Below are 22,811 nucleotides of genomic sequence, written 5' to 3'. Positions count from 1 at the left end.
CGGCGCCTGCCAGCGCCACATCTTCCGGCACAATGACCTGGCTCACCTTGAAGAACTGCTGATCGCCGCGCCGGCCGACGCGCCCAAGCTGATCGCCTTCGAGAGCGTCTATTCGATGGACGGCGACATCGCCGACATGGCCGGGACCGTGGCCCTGGCCAAGAAATACGGCGCCATGACCTATCTCGACGAGGTCCATGCCGTGGGCATGTACGGCCCGCGCGGCGGCGGCGTCGCCGAGCGCGACGGCCTGATGGACCAGATCGACATCATCGAAGGCACCCTGGGCAAGGCCTTCGGCGTCATGGGCGGCTACATCACCGGCGACGCCGTGGTGGTGGACGCCATCCGCCTGGTGGCCTCGGGCTTCATCTTCACCACCTCGCTGCCCCCGGCGCTCACCGCCGGAGCCCTGGCCAGCGTCCGGTGGCTCAAGCAGCACCCGGAGGTCCGCGAGGCCCACCAGGAGCGCGCCGCCACCCTGAAGGCGATGTTCAAGGCCGCCGGCCTGCCGGTGATGGACAACGACAGCCACATCGTCCCGGTGCTGGTCGGCGACCCCCACCACACCAAGCTGATCAGCGACATGCTGCTGGCCGACCACGGCGTCTATGTGCAGCCGATCAACTACCCGACCGTGCCGCGCGGCACCGAACGCCTGCGCTTCACCCCGACGCCGTTCCACACCGACGACATGATGCGCAAGCTGGTCGGGGCGATGGAAACGCTGTGGGCCCACTGCAACGTGGCCCGCATGGGCGGCCACGCGGCTTAGGACCTTATTGTCATCCCGGACGAGCGCGCAGCGCGAAGATCCGGGACCGACGCGTGAACGCCGGCGCTTGCGGCGGTCCCGGATAACGGCTTCGCCGTTTCCGGGATGACAGCCTCACCGCCCCCGCATCGCGCCCTTGCCCAGGCCGATCTGCTTGGCGAAGTCCGACCGCCGCTCGGCATAGGCCGGGGCCACCATCGGATAGTCCCCGGGCAGCGACCATTTGCGGCGGTAGTCCTCGGGGCTCATGTCGTAGTGGGTGCGCAGGTAGCGCTTGAGCATCTTCAGTTTCTTGCCGTCTTCCAGGCAGACGATGTAGTCGCGCTGCACCGAGCGCGAGACCGGCACCGCCGGCTTGGCGCGGTCGGCCGCAGGCGGAGCCTGCACAGCGCCAAGCGCTGAAAGCGCGCCGTGCACCGAGCGGATCAATTCGGGCACCGCCGAACGCGCCACGGTGTTCTGTGCGACATAGGCTGCCACGATGCCGGCGCTGAGGCCCAGGATGTCGATGTCGTCGTCGTTGTCGTTGATTTCCGCCTCGCCGTGCGACGTCGCCATGCCAGTCCGCCTTGTCATTTACAGTCACTGAAACACCCGGTGCGCCAGCCTTGCCGGCGCCGGTTCCTGCGCAACGCGTCCCCGCCGGTGAGGTTCCCGGATTGATCGTGGCGCGAAGGGGGGTAAAGAGAGCGCGACCGACTCCCGCCAGTCGCCCTTTTAATCTCCCAGCCCCAGGAGAGCGTCGATGACCGCACCGGCCAACAACATCACCGCCGACAAGAGCGCCTTCTTCGGCGCCGACCTCGCCGCCGCTGACCGCGACATCTTCGACCGCATCGGCCTGGAGCTGAATCGCCAGCAGAACCAGATCGAGCTGATCGCCTCGGAGAACATCGTCTCGCGCGCCGTGCTCGAGGCCCAGGGCTCGATCCTGACCAACAAGTACGCCGAGGGCTATCCGGGCAAGCGCTACTACGGCGGCTGCGAATATGTCGACGAGATCGAGACCATCGCCATCGAACGCGCCAAGGCGCTGTTCGGCGCGGCCTTCGCCAACGTCCAGCCGCACTCGGGCTCGCAGGCCAACCAGTCGGTGTTCATGTCGCTGCTGCAGCCGGGCGACACCTTCCTGGGCATGGACCTGGCGGCCGGCGGCCACCTGACCCACGGCAGCCCCGCCAACCAGTCGGGCAAGTGGTTCAAGCCGGTGTCCTATACCGTGCGCCAGCAGGACCAGCTGATCGACTACGACGCCGTCGAGGAGATCGCCGTTCGCGAGAAGCCCAAGCTGATCATCGCCGGCGGCAGCGCCTACAGCCGCCAGATCGACTTCGCCCGCTTCCGCGAGATCGCCGACAAGATCGGCGCCTATCTGATGGTCGACATGGCCCACTTCGCGGGCCTGGTGGCCGGCGGCGTGTTCCCCAGCCCCATCCCGCACGCCCATGTGGTCACCACCACCACCCACAAGACCCTGCGCGGCCCGCGCGGCGGCATGGTGCTGACCAATGACGAAGCGATCATCAAGAAGGTCAATTCGGCGGTGTTCCCCGGCCTGCAGGGCGGCCCGCTGGAGCATGTCATCGCCGCCAAGGCCGTGGCCTTCGGCGAGGCGCTGCAGCCGTCGTTCAAGGCCTATGCCCAGCAGGTGATCGACAACGCCCGCGCGTTGTCCGAGGCCTTGCAGACCCAGGGCGTCAACATCGTCTCGGGCGGCACCGACAGCCACCTGATGCTGGTCGACCTGCGGCCCAAGGGCGTGACCGGCCGCGACGCCGAGCACAGCCTCGAGCGCGCCCACATGACCTGCAACAAGAACGGCGTGCCGTTCGACACCGCGCCGTTCACCGTCACCTCGGGCATCCGCCTGGGCACCCCGGCCGGCACCACCCGCGGCTTCGGCACGGCCGAGTTCACCCGGGTCGGCCAACTGATCGGCGAGGTCGTCAACGGCCTGGCCGCCAATGGCCCGACTGGCAACGGCGAGGTCGAGGCCAAGGTGCGCGAGGAAGTCCTGGCCTTGACGGCCCGGTTCCCGATCTACAACTAATAGGCCTATCGCGGTCGGGAGGGCCTAGATCATGCGCTGCCCGTTCTGTGGCCATCTGGAAAGCCAGGTGAAGGACAGCCGCCCGTCGGAAGACGGAGCGGCTATCCGTCGCCGTCGGCTGTGTCCCGAGTGCGGCGGCCGCTTCACCACCTTCGAGCGGGTGCAGCTGCGCGAGCTGACGATCGTCAAGCGCTCGGGCCGCCGTTCGCCGTTCGACCGCGAGAAGCTGGTCCGCTCGATCTCGCTGGCCATGCAGAAGCGACCGGTGGATCCCGAGCGGGTTGAGCGCATGGTCAACGGCATCGTCCGCCAGCTGGAAAGCCTGGGCGAGACCGAACTGCCGTCCTCGGTGGTCGGCGAAATGGCCATGAAGGCGCTGAAGTCGCTCGATGACGTGGCCTATGTCAGATACGCCTCGGTCTATCGTGATTTCCGGGAAACCAGTGATTTCGCGAAGTTTCTGGGGGAAGAAGGCCTGAGCGACGTCGCCGAAGACGAGCTATAGGCGCATCCTGTGATTCGGTTCTGGCGGCGACGCCGCCGGGCTACGATTCGATTTTGCGGCGGAACCCTTTGGTTCTAAGTGACCGGTCCCGCCGGGGAGAGTTCAAGGACTATGGTTGAAGACAAGATTCGTCTGCTGATCGTGGAGGGCCGACGCTATTCGGGGCTTTCCGACGAACTGCTGCGCGGCGCGACCCAGGCGATCGAGGCGCATGGCGCGGACTTTGACGTGATCACCGTCTCCGACGCCTTGCAGATCCCCAGCGCCGTCGCCCTGGCCGAAGAGGCCGGCCATCGTCCGGTCGGCGTGCGCTATGACGGCTATGTCGCCCTGGGCGTCGTCCTGCGCGGCGAGACCTACACCTTCGAGATCGTCGCCAACGAGACCGCGCGCGGTTTGCAGGACCTGGCGATCGGCAAGCGCCTGGCCATCGGCTACGGCGTGCTGAACGTCGAGGACGAAGACCAGGCCTGGGCTCGCGCCAAGGTCTCCGAAGGCGATCGCGGCGGCCACGCGGCCCGCGAATGCCTGGAGCTGGTCGCCCTGCGCGCCCAGTTGCTGGGAGCCGGCCGATGAGCAAGGGCGATCGCATCAAGCCCCGTTCGGTGGCCCGCCTGGCGGCCGTGCAGGCGCTGTACCAGATGGAAGTCTCGGGCGTCGGCGTCGACGCCGTGGTCCGCGAGTTTTCCGAGCACCGCTTCGATCGTGACGTCGACGGTCCGGACGGCGACCAACTGGCTGCCGCCGACGAGACCTTCTTCGCCGAACTGGCCAAGGGCGTCGTCGCCCACCAGGCCGCGGTCGACCAGGCCATCGTCAAGCGCCTGGCCTCGGGCTGGAAGCTGGAGCGCCTGGACGCCACGGCCCGCGCGGTCCTGCGTTCGGGGGCCTATGAGCTCATGCACCGCCCCGACGTACCCACCGAGGTGGTGATCGACGAATATGTCGAGATCGCCAAATCCTTCTTCGAGGGACCGGAATCCGGTTTCATCAATGGCGCCCTGGACGCCATCGCGCGTGACGCCAGAAACTGACGACGACTGGTTCGCCGAGCCGGCGCCGGAAACGGCGGCGGTCGATGACGCATGGTTCGACGAGACCGTGCCGCCGGCCGAGGTCGCGTCGGTCAACGAGTTCGGCCTGATCGCCCGCTTCCTGCGGCCGCTGACCCGCGGCGACACGGCGGCGCTCGACCTGCTGGACGACGCGGCGGTGTTGCCCTCGCGTCCCGGCTACGACCTGGTGATCACCAAGGACGCCATGGTGGCCGGCGTGCATTTCCTGGCCGGCGAGGACCTGGACGTGGTGGCCAAGCGGCTGCTGCGCACCAACCTGTCGGACCTGGCCGCCAAGGGCGCGGTTCCCTACGGCTACTTCCTGGCGGTGGGCTGGCCTTCGGGCACCACCGTGACCGACCGCGAGACCTTCGCGCGCGGCCTGGCCGAGGACGGCGCGCTCTACGACGTCAACCTGCTGGGCGGCGACACGGTCACCACCTCGGGCCCGCTGGTGGTCTCGGCCACCTTCCTGGGCTGGGTGCCCAGCGGCGACGCGGTGCTGCGCAGGGGCGCGCGGGTCGGCGACCGGCTGATGGTCAGCGGCACGATCGGCGACGGCTGGCTGGGCCTGCTGGCCCACTGGGGCGAGGTCGAGGACCCCGACGGCGGCCTGGCCCGCCGCTATCGCATGCCGCCGCCGCGCCTGAGCATCCGTGACGCCCTGCGGGCCTATGCCCGCGCCGCCGCCGACGTCTCCGACGGCCTGCTGGCCGACGCCGGCCACGTGGCCAAGGCCAGCGGCCTGCGGGTCAAGGTCGACCTCGACCGCCTGCCGCTGTCGCCCGGCGCCCGCAACTGGCTCAGCGCCCAGCCGGAAGCCGGCGAGGCGCGGATGTCGCTGGCCTCGGGCGGCGACGACTACGAGATCGTCTGCGCCGTCGATCCCACCGACGTGGCCGCCTTCCAGGCCGCCGCCATGGCCGCCGGCGTGCCCGTCCGCGACATCGGCGAGTTCGTCGAAGGCGAGGGGGTCTGCGCCCTGTTCAAGGGCAAGGACATCACCCCCGAACGGCTGGGCTGGCTGCACGGGTAGGGCCGTACGGCGTGGTGGTCACGAAACCTCAAGCCTTCTTGGTTAAGGTGGCGGGATGATCCGCCCCATGCTTATCGCCCGCCGCGCGCTGTTGGCCCCGCTGGCCCTGCTGGCCGTGACGCCGGCCCTCGCCAACGCGCCGAAGAAGAAGGATGGCGAAGGGGAGGCGAAGGCCGATCCGGTGATCAAGCTGCAGTCCATGGCCCTGCCGATCATCGTCGACGGCCGACTGGTCAACTACGTCTTCGTCCAGCTCAACTTCACCTTGAAGACGGGAATCCCGACCACGGTGTTCGCGGGCAAGGAGCCGATGCTGCGCGACGCGGTGGTGCGCGAGGCCCACGCCAAGCCGTTCACCCGGCCCGACAGCTACGTCGCGCTGGACGAGACGCGCCTGAAGGCTTCGGTGCTGCGCGAGGTCAATGGCCTGATCGGGCCTGGCAAGGTGGCCCTGGTGACGCTCGTCAAGCAGACGCCGCGCAACTTCGTTCCGCCACCGGCCAAGACCGGGGCTCAGGCGGGGGGCACGCCCGCGCCAGGCCGGGAACCGGCGCCGGACCTGAACATCGTTCCCTAGGCCGGCATGCGCGTCCGCCCCTGACTGAACGCCGTTCCCGCAAGCGGTTGCGCGGGCCGCGACCATTTGGCACTGTCGCCGCCTTGGCGCCGAACCGGCGCCATTAGGGAGCATCGAGGGGGCATGAGGCCATAGGCCCGCCCGTCGTGTGCGGCCGGGCGCGCTCCTGACGGGCCGTGATCCTGCCGAGCCGGCGACCCTCTCGTTATTGAAACGCGAAGAGGGCGACTTACCGATGAGTTCTTGGCTTTACGTGGCCATTGGGGCCGGGCTGCTGGCGGTGCTGTACGGCGCCGTGCAGACGGCTTCCTTGATGCGGGCTTCGCCCGGCAATGCGAAGATGCAGGAGATCGCCGCGGCGATCCAGGAAGGGGCTCAGGCCTATCTGAACCGCCAGTACACGACGATCGCCATCGTCGGGGTGGTGGTCATCGCCTTGCTGGCGTTCTTCTTCAAATCCTGGGAACAGCCCGTCGGCTTCGCCCTGGGCGCGTCCTTGTCGGGCGCGGCCGGCTTCGCGGGCATGCTGATCTCGGTGCGGGCCAATGTCCGCACGGCGCAGGCCTCGTCCGAGAGCCTGGCCGCCGGCCTGAAGATGGCCTTCACCTCCGGCGCCGTGACCGGCATGCTGGTGGCGGGTTTCGCCCTGATCGGCGTGGCCGGCTACTTCGCCGTGCTGCTGAGCGTCGGCCACGCCGGCACCGACCGCGTGGTGGTCGATTCGCTGGTGTCGCTGGGCTTCGGCGCTAGCCTGATCTCGATCTTCGCCCGCCTGGGCGGGGGCATCTTCACCAAGGGCGCCGACGTCGGCGGCGATCTGGTGGGCAAGGTCGAGGCCGGCATCCCGGAAGATGACCCGCGCAACGCCGCGACCATCGCCGACAACGTCGGCGACAACGTCGGCGACTGCGCCGGCATGGCCGCCGACCTGTTCGAGACCTATGCGGTGACCACGGTGGCCACCATGGTGCTGGCGGCGATCTTCTTCCGCGGCACCGAGGCGGTGTCGTCGATGATGCTGCTGCCGCTGGCCATCTGCGCCGTCTGCATCGTCACCTCGATCATCGGCTCGTTCGCCGTGCGTCTGGGCAAGAAGCAGAACATCATGGGCGCCCTCTATCAGGGCCTGATCGTCACCGGCGTGCTGTCGATCCCGGCGGTCTATTACGTGATCCACCAACTGGTGCCGGCCGCCGTCACCGTCGGTCTGGGCGCCGCGACCGAAAAGACCTTCGACGCCAACGCCCTGTTCTTCTGCGGCCTGGTTGGCCTGGCCGTCACCGCCCTGATCGTGGTGATCACCGAATACTACACCGGCACCAACTTTCGCCCGGTGAAGTCGGTGGCCCAGGCATCCGTCTCCGGCCACGGCACCAACGTGATCCAGGGCCTGGCCATGTCGCTGGAATCCACGGCCCTGCCGGCCCTGACCATCATCGTCGGCATCCTGGTGACCTACAACCTGGCGGGCCTGTTCGGCATCGCCATCGCGGTGACCACCATGCTGTCCCTGGCCGGCTTCATCGTCGCCCTGGACGCCTTCGGCCCCGTCACCGACAACGCCGGCGGCATCGCCGAAATGGCCGGCCTGCCCAAGGAAGTCCGCGTCACCACCGACGCCCTCGACGCCGTGGGCAACACCACCAAGGCCGTCACCAAGGGCTACGCCATCGGTTCGGCCGGCCTGGGCGCCCTGGTGCTGTTCGCCGCCTATACCGAGGACCTGAAGTTCTTCTCGGCGCACGCCGAGGCGGGCAGCTTCTTCGAGGGCATGGGTCCGGTGACCTTCGACCTGTCCAACCCCTATGTGGTGGTCGGGCTGCTGTTCGGGGGGCTGCTGCCCTTCCTGTTCGGCGGCATGTCGATGACCGCCGTGGGCCGGGCGGCCGAGGCCGTGGTGGCCGAGGTCCGTCGCCAGTTCCGCGAGAACCCGGGCATCATGACCTATGAGGTGAAGCCGGAATACGGCAGGGCCGTGGACATTCTGACCAAGGCGGCGATCCGCGAGATGATCGTGCCGTCGCTCCTGCCGGTGGTTTCGCCGGTGGTGCTGTTCTTCGTGATCAAGGCCATCGCCGGCAAGGTCGACGCCTTCGCGTCGCTGGGCGCCATGCTGATGGGCGTGATCGTCACCGGCCTGTTCGTCGCCATCTCGATGACCAGCGGCGGCGGCGCCTGGGACAACGCCAAGAAGGTGATCGAGGAAGGTTTCACCGACAAGGACGGCGCCCTGCATTCCAAGGGCGGCGACACCCACAAGGCGGCCGTCACCGGCGACACCGTCGGCGACCCCTACAAGGACACCTCGGGCCCCGCCGTGAACCCGATGATCAAGATCACCAACATCGTGGCCCTGCTGCTGCTGGCGATCCTGGCCCACGGCGTCTGATCACGATCCAAGCCTGATACGACGACGCCCCGGAGGGAAACCTCCGGGGCGTTTTCGATTCCGGGCGCTGGCGGACGCCGGTCAGTACATGTCGTCGAGCGCGACCTCGACCTCGGCGGCGACCGCGCCACGGCGTTCCAGGCCCTCGTACTCGTGGTCGATGCGCCGCCGGCGGCAGGGGCCGAAATAGGCGCCGGCCCGCACGAAGTCGCGCGGGTTGTTGATCACCTCGTTGACCCGATGCAGCACGCCGCGGGCGGTGAGGGGCTTGGCCAGGAACTCGGTGACCCCGGCCATCCGCGCCTCGTCCAGGCTGGCGCGGGTGGCGTGGCCGGTGACCATGATGATCGGAACATAGGGGTTGCCGCTGGCCGGCGAGGTGCGCACCCAGCGGATGAACGCCAGGCCGTCGACGGGCTGCATCATCAGGTCGGTGAAGATGATGTCGATTTCGCGCTCGGTGACGGCCTTCAGCGCCTCGACGCCGTCGCTGGCCTCGATGATCTTGCGCACGCCCAGCGACTTCAACACCGTGCCGATGATCTCGCGCATGGGCGCGTTGTCATCGATGATGAGCACCGTCAACGAACGCAGATTAGGTGCGCTCAAAGTCTTCCCCCCGGAAAGGCGGCGTCAGCCACCGCGACCTCACCAGGGAGCGTAATCGGATCGTCGTTGAGAAACCGTTGATATCGGCGACGAAATGTCGCGGAATTTCAGACGGTTATGCTTAATCGTCGGTGCGGCTTGGCTTGCCGGGACGCTTGAGGGTCTAGCGGCGGTCCTGCGGGCGGTTGCCCGGGGTGTCCTGATCGTCCTGCGGCAGCATGCCGCCGCGGCCGACGTTGCCCAGCAACTGCTCGAGGATGGTCATCTCGCGACCGCGGGTCGGCGTCTCGCGACCGTTGTAGGCGATGACCTTGCCGTCCTTCAGCGTGTAGGTGTCCACCGAGGCGACCTTTTCGTCGGCCGGGTTGAACTTGATCGCCACCACGTCGCGCTTGATCACCCGCGGCCGGTAGAAGGCCACGCGGTCGGTGGTCTGCGAGATGTAGTACCAGGAATTGGCGTCGAAGGTGGAGGTGGCCGAGGGCGAACCCAGCTTTTCGGTGACCGTCGACTTGCTGTCCTCGCCGACCTTCATGTCGACGGGCTTGGCTTCGATGGCCTGGAAACCGGAATAGCTCGTCAGCGGCGTGCAGCCTCCGGCGACGGCGGCAAGGCCGATGACAGCGGCGGCGAGAACGGCGGGACGAAACATGCAGGCTCCGGTACCTGAAAAGGCTGACTTTGACCTATCGCCCGCGCGGGCTTAGTTCAATGGTCCGCGTAGATCGGATGGCGAAGTTAGTTCCGTGTCGCGGCGAAATCGAGGCGAAGTTATGTTTCTGGATCGGCTGCTCAAACCCAGGCCCGCCAAGGCGGCGGGGAGCAAACTCTATGCTGGCGCGGTGGCCCAGGCCCGTTCCGCGCCACTTTACGTCCAGATGGGCGTGCGCGACTCGCTGGAAGGCCGGTTCGAGCTGTTCACCCTGCACGTGGTGCTGTTGCTGGAGCGGCTGAAGGGCCACGGCGAGTCGGCGGCCGAGCTTTCCCAGGCCACGTTCGACGCCTATGTGCGCGGCCTGGACGACGCCTTCCGTGAAATCGGCGTCTCCGACACGGCGGTCGGCAAGAAAATGAAGAAGCTGGCCGGAGCGTTCTACGGCCGCCTGAAGGCCTTCGACGAGGCGGTCGCCGGCCTGCCGGACCAGGCGGCCCTGACCGACCTCCTGGCCCGCACGGCCTTCGAGGAGCGCGGCGAGGGCGACGTGGCGGCTCTGACGGCCTATGTGGTCGCCGCGCGCGACCATCTGGCGGCCCAGCCGCTGGAGCGCTTGATGCAAGGAGAGGCCCAATGGCTGAAGGCGTGATCAATCCCTGGCCCTACAGCGTCACCCTGGGACGCATGGGGCGCGGCATGGATCTGCGCTTCGAGCCCGACGAGGCCGCCCGCAAGGCGATTGCCAAGACGCTGAACCTCGTGTCGCTGGATTCGCTGGACGCCGAAATCTTCCTGCGTCCCTGGATGGACGGCGCCGAGGTCTCCGGCCTGATCCGGGCCCGCGTCACCCAGGTGTGCAGCGTCTCGGCCGACGAGTTCGAGGAGCCGGTCGAATCGCGCTTCTCGGTCCGCGTATTGCCGGCCGACAGCGAGAACACCTCGCCGGACGAGAACGGCGACCTGGCGCTGGACCCGGAGGGCGACGATCCGCCGGACGTGCTGGAAGGCGAGACCATCGACGTCTCGGGCTATGTGATCGAACACCTGGCCCTGGAGCTGGATCCGTTCCCCCGCAAGCCGGGCGCGGTGTTCGAGCCGCCGCCCGAGCCGGTGGAGCTGTCGCCGTTCGCGGCGCTGAAAGCGTTGAAGGCCGACCCCGATCCCAGCGGCGACGGGGCCTGAAATGCCGGTTTCGTTCCGCTTGCGTGATATCCTCGCGCCTGTATCGTCCCGCCGCCTTGACCTAGCGGTGCGCCGCTCCAGGAGCCGATAGCGCCTCGTGCCTCAACCCATTGTCATTTCGATCGACGCCATGGGCGGGGATCACGGTCCGCCCGTGATCGTGCCCGCCGTCGCGATCGCCGCCGGAAACCTGCCGGACGTCCGCTTCCTGCTGCACGGCGACGAGGCGCTGCTGAACGCCGAGCTGGCCAAGTCGCCGGCCGCCCGGGCGGTCAGCGAGGTGCGTCACACCGACAAGGCCATCTCGATGGACGAGAAGCCCGCCCAGGCCATGCGCCGGGGCAAGGGCTCCAGCCTGTGGAACGCCGTCGAGGCGATCCGCGACAACCAGGCCCAGGCCGTCGTCTCGGCCGGCAACACCGGCGCCCTGATGGCGATCTCCAAGCTGATCCTGCGCATGGGCGCCAATCTGGAGCGTCCGGCCATCGTCGCCAACTGGCCGACGATGCGCGGCGTCTCCGCCGTGCTCGACGTCGGGGCCAATGTCGAGAGCGACGCGGCCCAGCTGGTCGAGTTCGCGATCATGGGCGCCGCCTTCCACCATGCGGTGCACGGCTCGGAACGTCCGACCGTCGGCCTGCTCAACGTCGGCTCCGAGGACCAGAAGGGCCACGAGGAGGTGCGCGAGGCGCACGCCATCCTCAAGGAAACCACGCTGGACTTCGACTATCGCGGCTTCGTCGAGGGCACCGACATCGCCAAGGGCACGGTCGACGTCGTCGTCACGGACGGCTTCACCGGCAATGTCGCCCTGAAGACCGCCGAGGGGCTGGCCCGGTTCTTCTCGGCCGAGATGAGGACGACCCTGACCTCGAGCCCCCTGGCGATGCTGGGGGCGTTGATCGCCTCGGGCGCCTTGAAGAAGATGCGCCAACGCCTCGACCCGGCGCGCGTCAATGGCGGGCCGCTGCTGGGGCTGAACGGCATCGTGGTCAAGAGCCACGGCGGCGCGGACGCCACGGGCTACGCCTCGGCCATCCGCGTGGCCGTCGACCTAGCCCGCAGCGACTTTTCGGCCGAGATCGATCGCAATCTGAAACGTCTGACCGAAACCGGCCTCAAGTCCGGTGTAGAATCAACGGCCGAAGGCGTGTCGGGCGCCCAGGGCCAGGGAGCTTCCGAGTGAGCGTAATTCGTAGCGCCGTCACCGGCGTCGGGGCCTATCTGCCGGACAATGTGGTCACCAACGATCAGTTGGCCGAAACCGTCGACACCAGCGACGCCTGGATTGTCGAGCGCACCGGTATCCGCCAGCGCCACAAGGTGGCCGACGACCAGCCGGTCTCGGACCTGGCCTGGCGCGCCGCCGTGCAGGCGTTGGAGAAGGCCGGCAAGACCGCCGCCGACGTCGACCTGATCATCGTCGCCACCACCACGCCGGACATGACCTTTCCGGCCACCGCCACCATCGTCCAGCGCAAGCTGGGCGCGCCGGTCGGCATCGCCTTCGACGTCCAGGCCGTCTGCTCGGGCTTCGTCTACGCGCTGAGCGTCGCCGACGGCTTCGTGGCCCGGGGGCATTCGAAATGCGCCCTGGTGATCGGGGCCGAGGCCATGACCCGGCTGATGGACTGGACCGACCGCGGCACCTGCGTGCTGTTCGGCGACGGGGCCGGCGCGGTGGTGCTGGAGCCGCGCGAAGGGCAGGGGACCACGGCCGACCAGGGCCTGCTGGGCTTCGCCCTGCGCGCCGACGGGACCAAGCAGGAACTGCTGTATGTCGACGGCGGCCCGTCCACCACGGGCACGGTCGGCAAGCTGCGGATGCTGGGCAACCAGGTGTTCAAGCACGCGGTGATCAACATCTCCGAGGCGATCCACGCGGCGGCCAAGGCGGCCGACGTGACGATCCCCGAGGTCGACTGGTTCATCCCGCACCAGGCTAACCAGCGCATCCTGGCCGGCGTCGCCCATCGGGTGGGCATCGACGAGGACAAGGTGATCTCGACCGTGGCCCTGCACGCCAACACCTCGGCCGCCTCGATCCCGCTGGCCTTCGCCCAGGGAATCGCCGACGGCCGCATCAAGCCGGGCCAGCTTCTGCTGCTCGAGGCGATGGGCGGCGGGCTGACCTGGGGCGCCTGCGTCATTCGCCTGTAGGCAAAAGCGCGGCGTCTTTGGGTCAAGCGTGGCCATTTTAGGCGGTCAGCTTGTGTCATCGCCTGAAGTCTTGGCGCTCAGCCTTTGACTCCATGCGATAATCGCGGCATGCAGGCTTGAGTTGATGAGAGCGCGTTGCGGAAAAACGGGTCTCGGCCCGGTCTGACGCGTGCCCTCTGGGGTGCCAATCCAGCGTAGGGGGCGTCATGAAAGGCGCGACATTGACCCGGGCCGATCTCTGTGAGGCGGTTCATGAGGAAGTCGGTCTGACTCGCCAGGATTGCGCGGGTCTGGTCGAACGGACTCTCGATCTGGTCGCCGAGGCGCTGGAACGGGGCGAAACCGTCAAGCTTTCCGGATTCGGCGTCTTCCAGGTCCGCGACAAGCGGGCCCGGATGGGCCGCAATCCCAAGACCGGCGAGCCGGCCGAGATCGAGCCCCGCCGGGTGATCGGCTTCCGGGCCTCGCAAGTCATGAAGGCGCGAATCGACCGCGCCTTGGGCGGCTAGGGGAGCGATCCGCGGTGGCGAAGGGACCCAACGCCTTCCGCACGATCTCCGAAGCCGCCGAAGAGTTGGGCGTGCCGCAGCACGTCCTGCGCTTCTGGGAAACCAAGTTCTCGTTCATCCGGCCCATGAAGCGGGCCGGCGGCCGGCGGTTCTACCGCCCGCAGGACATCGCCGTGCTCAGCGGCGTGCGCGCCCTGCTGCACGCCGAAGGCTACACCATCAAGGGCGTGCAGAAGCTGCATCGCGAGCAGGGGATCACCCACGTGATCGCCGCCGGCCTGGGCGACAACGGCTCGGCCTCGCTCGACATCCCGATCGACACGCCAATTGATTCTGCGCCGCATGGCGAGCTGGGCGAGGAAGCCCGCGACCGCCTGGTCCTGGCGCTGGACGACCTGGAGGCCGTGAAAGCCCGGCTGGACGGGCTTTTGAAGGGGCTCTGAGGCGGGTTCAAAATCCCTCAGGAATCCCATTGCTCAAGCCAGGGACCCCACCTATAAGGGCGCTCCTTCCGTGTCGGAGCGTGGCGCAGCCTGGTAGCGCACTTGACTGGGGGTCAAGGGGTCGCAGGTTCGAATCCTGTCGCTCCGACCATTTCCTTCACTGGGAATGAGACCGGAAGAATGGAAAGGCCGCTCGAAAGAGCGGCCTTTTTCGTTTCCGAACATTCTGCTTGGGAAGCAGACGCTCTAGGTTCGATGCGACGGCGCACTTGCCCCCTCCGGGCCTTCGGCCCTCCTCCCCCATAGGGGGAAGAACTCCGCCCCCTCGCCGCGACAGACCGCGAAGCGGTCAGGTGGGGGCAAGCGGGTGAGCCTCAGAGCTTCCGATCCGCCTTGCCCATCCACGACATCAGCGGCAGCAGCGGCAGCCCCCAGGCCAGGCCGGCGACGGCGAAATAGATCAGGTGGATGGCGCGGTTGTTGGGCAGGTAGTCGTACAGGCTGGTGAAGGCCCAGACATAGGCGGCCAGGAACACCATGATGCCGATCCCACCGATCAGCTTGCGCAGGCGGGCGGGGATGAGGGGAGCGCTCAAGCGGGTCTCCGGAAAAGGCCCGAGACGATACCCAGGACGGCCAGGAAGAAGATCGCCCCGAGGCTGGAGACCAGCAGGCTGCCGAGGAAGCCGTCGAACCTGAAGTCCAGCCGCTGAGCGACGAACGCTCCGATGAACGAGCCGACGACGCCGATCAAGAGCTTGGTGAAAAGCGCGTGCCGCCGGGCCAGCACCAGATCGGCGATCCAGCCGGCCAGAATGCCGATGACGACCGCCACGAACACGCCCACGCCGCTCATCGATGGTCTCCGAACCCGCGCCCGCCCCGGCGCCCAGCCATGATCATCGCACGCCGCGCCGCAACCGTCATGAGGGCATGGACGTCGCGGCCCGTCAGGCGTACGGCAAGGCTTCGCCTTATTCACGCCCTCAAACGGCGATCTTTGCGGCTGTCATGACGTCCTTCCTGCGTTCCGATCGTTCCCGGCCCGTGGCCATCTGGCTGTTCGTGGTGGCCGTTCTCGTCTTCGCCATGGTGGTGGTCGGGGGCGCGACGCGCCTGACCGACTCGGGTCTGTCGATCACCCAGTGGAAACCGATCATGGGCGCGATGCCGCCGATGTCGGAACAGGCCTGGCAGGCCAATTTCGCGCTCTACAAGCAGATCCCGCAGTACAGGCTGGTCAATGCCGGCATGACGCTGGAGGCCTATAAGGGCATCTTCTGGTGGGAGTGGGCGCACCGGCTGCTGGGACGCCTGGTCGGCCTGGCGTTCGCCCTGCCGTTCGCCGTCTTCCTGATCCGCCGGATGATCCCGCGCCGGCTGATCTGGCGCTGCGTGGTGCTGCTGGCCTTGGGCGGCCTGCAGGGGCTGGTCGGCTGGTGGATGGTCTCAAGCGGCCTGTCCGAGCGGGTCTCGGTGGCGCCCGAGCGGCTGATGATCCACCTCGGCCTGGCCCTGGCGCTGTTCATCATGCTGATCTGGACGGCCCTGGACGCCTGGGCCGGCGCGCCGCGCATCGAGGAGCGCACGAACTGGCGAGGCTGGGCCCTGGCCTTCCTGGGCGCGGTGTTCTTCCAGAGCCTGCTGGGCGCGCTGGTGGCGGGCAATGACGCCGGGCTGGTCTACAACGACTGGCCGCTGATGAACGGCGCGCTGGTTCCGGCCGAATATGCCGGCCACGGCTTCTGGGGCACCCTGGCCCACAGCCAGGGCGCGGTGCAGCTGCATCACCGGCTGATGGCCTACGCCCTGTTCGTCGCCGCCATCGTCATCGGCGTGGCCGCCGCCCGGACCCGGCGCATGCCCGAGGAGGCCAAGGCGACCGCCTTCGCGCTGGTCGGGGTGGTGTTCCTGCAGGCCGGCCTCGGAATCTGGACGCTGATGGCCGCCGTGCCGCTGGCCCTGGGCGTGCTGCACCAGGCCGGGGCGGCGATCCTGCTGGTCACGGCCACGGCGTTCGCCTGGCGGGTGAGAAGGCCTTAGCTTTTACCGCCATCCCTGCATAAAGCGGGGATGATGGGTTTGGGGAACGGCGCGCTCAAAGAACTGTCATGAAACGCCAGCACAGGACGTTCGACGTTCTTGCTGGAGCTTCCCGTGATCCGCGCTTCCCACCTCCTGGCCGGAGCCCTGCTCCTGGCCGCGCCCGTCCTCGCCCAGGCCGCGCCGAAACCCGCCGCCAAACCGCCCGCGCCCGCGACCAACGCCGCGCCCGGCGACGCCTACTACAAGGCCGGGGAGGCGGCCCTGGCCAAGGCCCTGACCGTGGCGCCCAACACTGGCCGCGCCAAGAACGTCATCCTGTTCCTGGGCGACGGCATGGGCATCTCCACGGTCGTCGCCAGCCGGATCTATGAAGGTCAGCAGCGCGGCGTCGACGGCGAGAGCAATTCGCTGGCGTTCGAGAAGCTGCCGTGGACGGCGCTGTCCAAGACCTACAGCCACGACACCCAGGTCACCGACAGCGCCGCCGGCATCACCGCCATCACCACCGGCGTGAAGACCCGCAACAAGGTCATCGGCCTGTCGGGCGCCGCCAAGCCGGAAAGCTGCGCCGGCGAGGCCGGGACCCGCGTCCAGACCATCGCCGAACTGGCCAAGGCCCACGGCCTGTCGGCCGGCGCGGTGACCACCACCCGCATCACCCACGCCACCCCGGCCGGGACCTACGCCCACACCGCCTATCGCGACTGGGAAGGCGACGGCGACATGCCGACCGACGCCCTGGCCGCCGGCTGCTGGGACATCGCCCGCCAGCTGGTCGAGGCCCCCGCGGGCCTGCGCCTGGACGTCGCCATGGGCGGCGGTCGCTCGCGCTTCCTGCCCGAGGCCAAGGACGGCAAGCGCGCCGACGGCCGCGACCTGACCGCCGAGTGGCTGAAGACCCCCAAGGCCGCCTATGTGACCACCGACGCGCAACTGGCCGCCCTGGACCCGGCCCAGACCGGCCCGGTGCTGGGCCTGTTCGCCAATGAACACCTGCCCTACGAGGTCGAGCGGCCGGTGCTGGGGCAAGGCGTGCCGACCCTGGCGGCCATGACCACCAAGGCCATCGACCTGCTGTCGACCAACCCCAAGGGCTATTTCCTGCTGGTCGAGGGCGGCAAGATCGACATGGGCAGCCACCTCAACAACGCCAAGCGCACCCTGACCGAGACCGTCGAGTTCTCGAAGGCCATCCAGGCGGCGCTCGACAAGGTGGACCTCAAGGACACCCTGGTCATCGTCACCGCCGACCACAGCCACGGCCTGGTGATCTCGGGCTACGCCGCCCGCAACGCCCCGATCCTCGGCCTGGCCGGCAACGAGGGCGAGCCGATCGTGGCGGGCGACGGCAAGCCCTACACCGTGCTGAGCTTCGCCACCGGCCCCGGCGGTCCGGAAGGCGGCGGCTCGCGCGCCGACCCCTCGAAGGAAGACACCGATGACATCGACTACCACCAGGAGGCCCTGGCCAACCTGCCCAGCTCGGCCCACTCGGGCGAGGACGTGGGCGTGTTCGCCGACGGTCCGGGAGCGTATCTGGTGCATGGCGTGGTCGAGGAAAGCTACCTGTTCCAGGTCATGCGGCATGCGTATGGGTTCGACGCCGAGACGCCGGCCAAGCCTTAGACGGTACGGCCCCCACATTCGTCATCACCCGCTTTATGCGGGTGACCCAAGCGGCGCTAGATGGCGTCAGACTTCGCTTGGGTCCCCCGAACAAGTCGGGGGATGACGAATGTGGGCGGGCGCGGGCGACAGAACACATCTGCAGAGGTGGAATCGCTCCTCTGGGCTAGCAACGCCTAAACCTTCACGCTTGCCCAAGGCCCGGTGATCGCCAAGGTGATCCCGGGCCACTGGACGTTGACGAACAGGGTCTGGCCGTCCGGCGAGAAGCAGGCCCCGGCGAACTCCGAATTGCCCCGGAACACGTTGCGCCCCAGGGTGTAGACCTTGCCCTGCGGCGTGACGCCCTTGAGGTGGTTGGGCTTCACCTCCGAATAGCGATCCTCGCAGACCACGATGTGGCCCAGCGGCGAGACCGTGATGTTGTCGGCGAAGTCCAGCACCCGCTCGTCCTTGCTCTCGACGAACAGTTGCAGGCGGCCAGGCTTGTCGGCCTCGCCGGCCTGGCCTTCCTGGGCGCTGGGCACGTAGCGGAAGATCTGGCCCGAGCCGGCCGCGCCGCCAGAGGTGCAGGTGAAATAGAGCTCGCCCGAGCCCCAGTGCACGCCTTCGCCGCGGGCGAAGAACGCCGCGCCCTTGGCGTGGCCGCGCAGGCGCAGGTCGTCATAGGGGTTGTCGACGCCGTCCAGGTCGATCCAGCGCGTCTCGACCCAGGCCCCGGGCTTGAGGTTGTCGGCGCCTTCCTGGTTGCGGGTGTCGGCGTCCTCCGTCACGCCGACGATGCCTAGGGCCTGCAGCTTGCCGCCGGCCGCCAGGTTGCGGCGATCGTTGGGCAGGAAGCGATAGAACAGGCCGTCCTGCAGGTCCTCGGTCATGTAGACGACGCCGGTGCGCGGATCGATGCAGGCGGCCTCGTGCCGGAAGCGGCCCATGGCCTTCAGCGGGACCGGGTCGGCCAGGCCCTTGCCGGCGCTGGGCACCTCGAAGGCGTAGCCGTGGTCCTTGCCGATCTCCAGGCCGGCCGTCAGCGTCGTTTCCTCGCAGGTGATCCACGAACCCCAGGGCGTGGTCCCGCCGGCGCAGTTGACCGCCGTGCCGGCCAGGCTGAGGTGCTGGCTGAGCGTCTGGCCGGTCTTCAGGTCGTAGACCACCGTGGTCGTGCCGCCGGGGAGGGGCAGGCCGGTGTCCGAGACGTCGTAGGCGCGATCCTTGGGCAGGCGATGGGCCAGGCGTCCGCCCAGGCCGAACGCGCCGTCGTTGAACGCCGCCGGACCCAGCTCGTGGTTGCGCACCAGCGCCACCTGGTCGCCGCCCAGCGAAAAGCAGCCCATGCCGTCGAAGGCGCCGGGCACCAGCAAGCCGTCCGACATCGTCTCGCCGGCTTGCGAGATGATCCGGTACGAGAAGCCCCTCGGCAGGTCGAGCATGCCCTTGGGGTCGGGCAGCAGCGGGCCGTAGCCTTCGACCTCGTTCAGATAGGAGGGCAGCTCGGCCGCTTCGTCCTGGGCGCGGGCGCCGAAGCCGGCGAAGGCCAGGCTGGTGGCGGCGGAGGCGATGAAGGCGCGGCGCGAGAAGGGCATGAACGGATCTCCGAAGCTGGGCTTGCCCTATGCCTCCGCCCGATAACGGCATCATGACAACGACGATGTGGTATTATGATACCTCATCGCGAAATTCCTTGCTGCACAAGGGTTTGCGGAGTTTCTTGCGCACGCATTGTTGACAGGCCGCGAACCCTCCTGTACCTGCCGCCCCTCACGCAGACGGAGCCGCTTTCCTTGGCCCCCGACGCACAAGGAATACGGATCAATCCCATGCAAAAGACCACGGCTTCCCTGAAGCCCGCCGAGGTCGAGAAGAAGTGGATCGTGGTCGACGCCCAGGACGCCGTTGTCGGCCGCCTGGCGACGTTCATCGCCATGCGTCTTCGCGGCAAGCATCGTGCTGACTACACCCCGAACGTCGACTGCGGCGACTTCGTCGTCGTGATCAACGCCGACAAGGTGAAGTTCACCGGCAAGAAGATGGACGACAAGATCTACTATCGCCACACCGGTCACCCGGGCGGCGTGAAGTCGACCAACCCGCGCAAGCTGCTGGAAGGCCGCTTCCCGGAACGCGTCCTCGAAAAGGCCGTCGAGCGCATGCTGCCCAAGGAAAGCCCCTTGGCCCGCAAGCAACTGACCCACCTGCTCATCTACAACAACGGTGAGCACCCGCACCAAGCGCAGAGCCCCGAAGTGATCGATTTCGCTTCGCGCAACGCCAAGAACACCCGGAGCGCCTAAGTCATGTCCGAAGCTCAAGGCTTTGACGCGCTGGCCAGCCTGTCCAGCAACCCGGAAGCGGCCGCTCCGGCCGTCCAGAAGATCGACGCCCAAGGCCGCGCCTACGCGACCGGCAAGCGCAAGAACGCGATCGCCCGCGTGTGGATCAAGCCCGGCAAGGGTTCGATCACCATCAACGGTCGCGACCAGGAAGTCTATTTCGCCCGCCCCGTGCTGCGCATGATGATCGCCCAGCCCCTGGAGGTCACCGACCGCCTGGGCCAGTTCGACGTCGTCGTCACGGTTGAAGGCTCGGGCCTGTCGGGCCAGGCCGGCGCCGTGCGTCACGGCCTGTCCAAGGCCCTGACCTACTACGAGCCCGGCCTGCGCACCCTCTTGAAGCCGCACGGCTTCCTGACCCGCGACAGCCGCGTCGTCGAGCGTAAGAAGTACGGCAAGGCCAAGGCCCGCCGCAGCTTCCAGTTCTCGAAGCGCTAAGCGCGTCACGTTTCGTGCTTATGGAAAGGCGCTTCGGTTTCGGCCGAAGCGCCTTTTTCTTGTTTTCTTGCCCTTGCGATTGGGATGTCCATGACCCCGAAAGTCTTCATCGACGGCGAAGCCGGCACCACGGGCCTGCAAATCCGCGAGCGCCTGGTCGGCCGCAAGGACCTGCAACTGGTCTCGATCGATCCGGACAAGCGCAAGGATCCGCAAGCGCGCAAGGCGATGCTGAACGACGCCGACGCGGTGATCCTGTGCCTGCCCGACGAGGCGGCCGTGGAAGCCGTCGCGCTGATCGACAATCCGAACGTCAAGGTCATCGACGCCTCGACCGCCCACCGCACCGCGCGGGGCTGGACCTACGGCTTTCCCGAACTGGACGACGCTCAGCGCGGCAAGGTCGCCGCCTCGACGCGGGTGTCCAACCCCGGCTGCTACGCGACGGGCGCGATCGCCCTGGTCCGGCCGCTGGTCTCGGCCGACATCGTCGCCCCGGACCTGCCGCTGTCGTTCAACGCGGTGTCGGGCTACACGGGCGGCGGCAAGGCGATGATCGCCGAGTTCGAGGACGCGAGCTCGCCGAACTACACCACGGTTCCGTACCGCATCTACGCCCTGGGCCTGGGCCACAAGCACCTGCCCGAGATCCAGTCGCACGGCGGTCTGCTGACCCGGCCGATCTTCACCCCGGCCGTTGGCCGCTACGCCCAGGGCATGCTGGTGGAGCTGCCGCTGCATCTGGGCATGCTGAACGGCAGCGTGTCGGTGACCGAGATCCACGAGGCGCTGGCCAAGCACTACGAGCGCGAGGCCTTCGTCGAGGTGGCGTCGCTGCACGAGGCCAAGAGCCTGACCACGCTGGACCCGGAGGGGCTGAACGGCACCAACCGCCTGAAGCTGTTCGTGTTCGGCTCGGAAAGCAGCGGCCAGGTGCGCCTGGTGGCCCTGCTCGACAACCTGGGCAAGGGCGCCTCGGGCGCGGCGGTGCAGAACCTGAACCTGATGCTGGGCTTGAAGGAGGGGGCGGGGCTCTAGGTCTCGTCGTCGGCAGGGGCGCCTGTCCGGTGTGTATTGATGTGTTCGAGATTGACGATGCGCCCTTTGGTGTGTATTAGTACGCACGTGGATAGCCGCGACATCATCACGGCGCTCAAGGCCAACGGATGGACGGAAGTCGCGCGTCGCGGCTCGCACGCCCAGTTTAAACACCCAACGAAGCTAGGTCGTGTCACCGTTCCTCATCCGAAGAGAGACATTCCTATCGGAACGCTACGCTCCATCGAGCGTCAGTCCGGATTGACCCTGAGGTGATCGAGATGGCCAATTACATCGCCCTGATCCACAAGGACGCCGAGAGCGACTATGGCGTCTCGTTCCCTGACTTTCCCGGCGTAATCTCGGCGGGGACTTCCCTGGACGACGCCCGCGCCATGGCCGAGGAAGCCCTGGCGCTGCACGTCGAAGGCATGGTCGAGGACGGTGACGCCATCCCCGAGCCTTCCTCCCTGGAAGGCGTCATGGCCGACCCCGGCAATCGTGACGGCGTCGCCATCATCGTACGACTGGCCACCGAGGCGAAGAAAGCGGTGCGCGTGAACATCACGCTTCCAGAAGAGGCGCTTCGCGACATCGACCGCTTCGCCGAGGCGCACGGTCTGACCCGCTCCGGTCTGCTGGTTCAGGCCGCCAAGCGGATGATGGAAAGCGCCTGAGGCCACAAGAACGCGAAGCCGTGTTCCCGGAAGCCCCTCGCTAAACCCGCCAGCGGTAGTGCGCGACCGCCGTGTGCAGCTTGAACATCCACAGCGGCTCTTCCTTCGCGCCTCCGCCGATGTTGTGGACCACGCGCGGACGGTCGGGGCCGGCGCAGACCACGCCGATGTGCGGCCGCCCGCCCCAGACGCGCCAGGTCAGGATGTCGCCGGGCAGCGGGTCGGTGAAGTGGTCGCCGCTCGCCCTGGCCGGGGCGCGGGCCAGCAGGGCGTTCTGGCGGGTTAGATAGGTCTCCAGGTTCAGCACCCGGCGATGGTCGATGTTGGAGTCCGGCCCCTTCAGGCCCCAGGCGCGGCGCGAGGGATAGGCGTCGAAGGCCCGGCTCATGTCCTCGTGGACGCGCTGCTGCAGGTCCGCCTTCCAGGCGTCGCGCGCCGCCCGCACCAGCACGTCGGCGCAGACCCCGGTGGTGCGCAGCACGTCGCCGTTGGGGTAGGGGATGGCGCGATAGCTGGGGTCGTAGTCCCGCGTGACGCCCACCTGGTCGCGCGCGGCTTCCGCCAGGCGCTCGCCGCTCGGGGCTGGAACCGGACGCGCGAAGGCGCCGGTCGCGCCCAGCATCGGCGTCGCGACCAGTATCCCGAGCGCTGTCCGGCGATTGAGTCCCATGCCGCGAAGCTCCACCAGAATCCGGGCGAGTTTTGGGCGAACGC

28 protein-coding genes and 1 tRNA gene are annotated in these 22,811 nt (G+C 67.9%); 22 read left to right on the top strand and 7 right to left on the bottom strand.

The genetic code is table 11. From position 1 onward, the window contains the following. Positions 1–775, top strand: a 775-nt coding sequence (hemA, locus tag PMI01_RS09400; protein ID WP_007667235.1) for a 5-aminolevulinate synthase, incomplete at its 5' end; no start/stop codon positions are given. Positions 776–889: 114 nt separating this feature from the next. Here the strand turns inward: hemA and PMI01_RS09395 are convergent. Beyond that, positions 890–1,333: a MucR family transcriptional regulator gene (locus PMI01_RS09395; protein ID WP_007667232.1), complete on the bottom strand. Its 444-nt coding sequence runs from the start codon at positions 1,331–1,333 to the stop codon at positions 890–892. A gap of 187 nt (positions 1,334–1,520) precedes the next feature. Between PMI01_RS09395 and glyA the strand changes: the two genes are divergently transcribed. The 7 genes from glyA to PMI01_RS09360 all read left to right on the top strand — a co-directional run bounded on the left by glyA (position 1,521) and on the right by PMI01_RS09360 (position 8,387). After that, complete coding sequence (gene glyA / locus PMI01_RS09390; RefSeq protein ID WP_007667229.1) at positions 1,521–2,825, top strand: serine hydroxymethyltransferase; 1,305 nt, start codon at positions 1,521–1,523, stop codon at positions 2,823–2,825. 31 nt (positions 2,826–2,856) lie between these two features. Next, positions 2,857–3,330 carry a transcriptional regulator NrdR gene (gene nrdR / locus PMI01_RS09385; RefSeq protein ID WP_007667227.1) on the top strand — a complete coding sequence of 158 codons (474 nt, stop codon included), beginning with the start codon at positions 2,857–2,859 and terminating at the stop codon, positions 3,328–3,330. A gap of 111 nt (positions 3,331–3,441) precedes the next feature. Then, positions 3,442–3,906: a 6,7-dimethyl-8-ribityllumazine synthase gene (locus tag PMI01_RS09380; protein ID WP_007667224.1), complete on the top strand. Its 465-nt coding sequence runs from the start codon at positions 3,442–3,444 to the stop codon at positions 3,904–3,906. Beyond that, a complete protein-coding gene (gene nusB / locus PMI01_RS09375) occupies positions 3,903–4,364 on the top strand; it encodes a transcription antitermination factor NusB (protein ID WP_007667221.1) in 462 nt (153 codons plus the stop codon). Before PMI01_RS09380 ends, nusB begins: the two co-directional genes overlap by 4 nt. Beyond that, positions 4,324–5,421 (top strand): thiamine-phosphate kinase, encoded by a 1,098-nt coding sequence (gene thiL, locus PMI01_RS09370; protein ID WP_007667217.1) that lies wholly within the window; start codon positions 4,324–4,326, stop codon positions 5,419–5,421. The genes nusB and thiL overlap by 41 nt, the downstream gene beginning before the upstream one ends. 67 nt (positions 5,422–5,488) lie before the next feature. Then, on the top strand, positions 5,489–5,998 hold the full coding sequence (locus PMI01_RS09365) for a hypothetical protein (RefSeq protein ID WP_238537030.1): 510 nt from the start codon (positions 5,489–5,491) through the stop codon (positions 5,996–5,998). Positions 5,999–6,233: 235 nt separating this feature from the next. Continuing rightward, positions 6,234–8,387 carry a sodium-translocating pyrophosphatase gene (locus PMI01_RS09360; RefSeq protein ID WP_007667212.1) on the top strand — a complete coding sequence of 718 codons (2,154 nt, stop codon included), beginning with the start codon at positions 6,234–6,236 and terminating at the stop codon, positions 8,385–8,387. A gap of 81 nt (positions 8,388–8,468) precedes the next feature. On the opposite strand, the gene PMI01_RS09355 is transcribed toward PMI01_RS09360, so the two are convergent. Both PMI01_RS09355 and PMI01_RS09350 read right to left on the bottom strand, forming a co-directional pair. Next, a complete protein-coding gene (locus PMI01_RS09355) occupies positions 8,469–8,996 on the bottom strand; it encodes a response regulator (protein ID WP_035035542.1) in 528 nt (175 codons plus the stop codon). 163 nt (positions 8,997–9,159) lie between these two features. After that, positions 9,160–9,648, bottom strand: coding sequence for an outer membrane protein assembly factor BamE (locus tag PMI01_RS09350; protein WP_007667208.1), 489 nt, complete (start codon positions 9,646–9,648; stop codon positions 9,160–9,162). A 121-nt stretch (positions 9,649–9,769) separates the two neighbouring features. Between PMI01_RS09350 and PMI01_RS09345 the strand changes: the two genes are divergently transcribed. The 7 genes from PMI01_RS09345 (at position 9,770) to PMI01_RS09315 (ending at position 14,096) form a co-directional block, all read left to right on the top strand. Further along, positions 9,770–10,300: a ubiquinol-cytochrome C chaperone family protein gene (locus PMI01_RS09345; protein ID WP_007667206.1), complete on the top strand. Its 531-nt coding sequence runs from the start codon at positions 9,770–9,772 to the stop codon at positions 10,298–10,300. Next, positions 10,285–10,833, top strand: coding sequence for a YceD family protein (locus tag PMI01_RS09340; RefSeq protein WP_007667204.1), 549 nt, complete (start codon positions 10,285–10,287; stop codon positions 10,831–10,833). The genes PMI01_RS09345 and PMI01_RS09340 overlap by 16 nt, the downstream gene beginning before the upstream one ends. Positions 10,834–10,930: 97 nt before the next feature. Beyond that, positions 10,931–12,019 (top strand): phosphate acyltransferase PlsX, encoded by a 1,089-nt coding sequence (gene plsX / locus PMI01_RS09335; protein WP_081497654.1) that lies wholly within the window; start codon positions 10,931–10,933, stop codon positions 12,017–12,019. After that, a complete protein-coding gene (locus PMI01_RS09330; protein WP_007667200.1) occupies positions 12,016–12,993 on the top strand; it encodes a beta-ketoacyl-ACP synthase III in 978 nt (325 codons plus the stop codon). Before plsX ends, PMI01_RS09330 begins: the two co-directional genes overlap by 4 nt. A 206-nt stretch (positions 12,994–13,199) precedes the next feature. Then, positions 13,200–13,502 (top strand): integration host factor subunit alpha, encoded by a 303-nt coding sequence (locus PMI01_RS09325; protein WP_007667198.1) that lies wholly within the window; start codon positions 13,200–13,202, stop codon positions 13,500–13,502. Positions 13,503–13,516: 14 nt separating this feature from the next. After that, on the top strand, positions 13,517–13,945 hold the full coding sequence (locus PMI01_RS09320) for a MerR family transcriptional regulator (RefSeq protein ID WP_007667195.1): 429 nt from the start codon (positions 13,517–13,519) through the stop codon (positions 13,943–13,945). Between the two features lie 74 nt (positions 13,946–14,019). Further along, positions 14,020–14,096: transfer RNA gene (locus PMI01_RS09315), tRNA-Pro, on the top strand. A gap of 223 nt (positions 14,097–14,319) precedes the next feature. On the opposite strand, the gene PMI01_RS09310 is transcribed toward PMI01_RS09315, so the two are convergent. Then, positions 14,320–14,541 (bottom strand): DUF2842 domain-containing protein, encoded by a 222-nt coding sequence (locus PMI01_RS09310; RefSeq protein WP_007667192.1) that lies wholly within the window; start codon positions 14,539–14,541, stop codon positions 14,320–14,322. Next, positions 14,538–14,801, bottom strand: coding sequence for a GlsB/YeaQ/YmgE family stress response membrane protein (locus PMI01_RS09305; protein WP_007667189.1), 264 nt, complete (start codon positions 14,799–14,801; stop codon positions 14,538–14,540). The genes PMI01_RS09310 and PMI01_RS09305 overlap by 4 nt, the downstream gene beginning before the upstream one ends. A 155-nt stretch (positions 14,802–14,956) precedes the next feature. Between PMI01_RS09305 and PMI01_RS09300 the strand changes: the two genes are divergently transcribed. Together PMI01_RS09300 and PMI01_RS09295 are read left to right on the top strand one after the other, a co-directional pair. After that, positions 14,957–15,988, top strand: coding sequence for a COX15/CtaA family protein (locus tag PMI01_RS09300; protein ID WP_007667187.1), 1,032 nt, complete (start codon positions 14,957–14,959; stop codon positions 15,986–15,988). Between the two features lie 114 nt (positions 15,989–16,102). Further along, complete coding sequence (locus tag PMI01_RS09295) at positions 16,103–17,617, top strand: alkaline phosphatase (RefSeq protein WP_007667185.1); 1,515 nt, start codon at positions 16,103–16,105, stop codon at positions 17,615–17,617. A gap of 176 nt (positions 17,618–17,793) precedes the next feature. On the opposite strand, the gene PMI01_RS09290 is transcribed toward PMI01_RS09295, so the two are convergent. Beyond that, entirely contained in the window at positions 17,794–19,197 is a 1,404-nt protein-coding gene (locus PMI01_RS09290) for an alkaline phosphatase PhoX (RefSeq protein ID WP_007667183.1), read from the bottom strand. Positions 19,198–19,431: 234 nt separating this feature from the next. On the opposite strand from PMI01_RS09290, the gene rplM reads away from it, so the two are divergent. The 5 genes from rplM (at position 19,432) to PMI01_RS09270 (ending at position 22,097) form a co-directional block, all read left to right on the top strand. Further along, on the top strand, positions 19,432–19,905 hold the full coding sequence (rplM, locus tag PMI01_RS09285) for a 50S ribosomal protein L13 (RefSeq protein WP_007667182.1): 474 nt from the start codon (positions 19,432–19,434) through the stop codon (positions 19,903–19,905). 3 nt (positions 19,906–19,908) lie between these two features. Further along, positions 19,909–20,382, top strand: coding sequence for a 30S ribosomal protein S9 (gene rpsI / locus PMI01_RS09280; protein ID WP_007667180.1), 474 nt, complete (start codon positions 19,909–19,911; stop codon positions 20,380–20,382). 84 nt (positions 20,383–20,466) lie between these two features. Further along, positions 20,467–21,420, top strand: coding sequence for an N-acetyl-gamma-glutamyl-phosphate reductase (gene argC, locus PMI01_RS09275; protein WP_085954853.1), 954 nt, complete (start codon positions 20,467–20,469; stop codon positions 21,418–21,420). Positions 21,421–21,507: 87 nt separating this feature from the next. After that, positions 21,508–21,696 carry a type II toxin-antitoxin system HicA family toxin gene (locus PMI01_RS26415; RefSeq protein ID WP_081497655.1) on the top strand — a complete coding sequence of 63 codons (189 nt, stop codon included), beginning with the start codon at positions 21,508–21,510 and terminating at the stop codon, positions 21,694–21,696. A 5-nt stretch (positions 21,697–21,701) separates the two neighbouring features. Further along, positions 21,702–22,097, top strand: coding sequence for a type II toxin-antitoxin system HicB family antitoxin (locus PMI01_RS09270; RefSeq protein ID WP_007667177.1), 396 nt, complete (start codon positions 21,702–21,704; stop codon positions 22,095–22,097). A gap of 40 nt (positions 22,098–22,137) precedes the next feature. Here PMI01_RS09270 and PMI01_RS09265 read toward each other — a convergent pair whose 3' ends face one another. Then, complete coding sequence (locus tag PMI01_RS09265; RefSeq protein WP_007667174.1) at positions 22,138–22,767, bottom strand: DUF1287 domain-containing protein; 630 nt, start codon at positions 22,765–22,767, stop codon at positions 22,138–22,140. Between the last annotated feature and the right edge of the window lie 44 nt (positions 22,768–22,811).

The sequence above is a fragment of the Caulobacter sp. AP07 genome (assembly GCF_000281955.1).
Taxonomy (GTDB): Bacteria; Pseudomonadota; Alphaproteobacteria; order Caulobacterales; family Caulobacteraceae; genus Caulobacter.
This window is presented reverse-complemented; position numbering and strand designations above follow the sequence as displayed.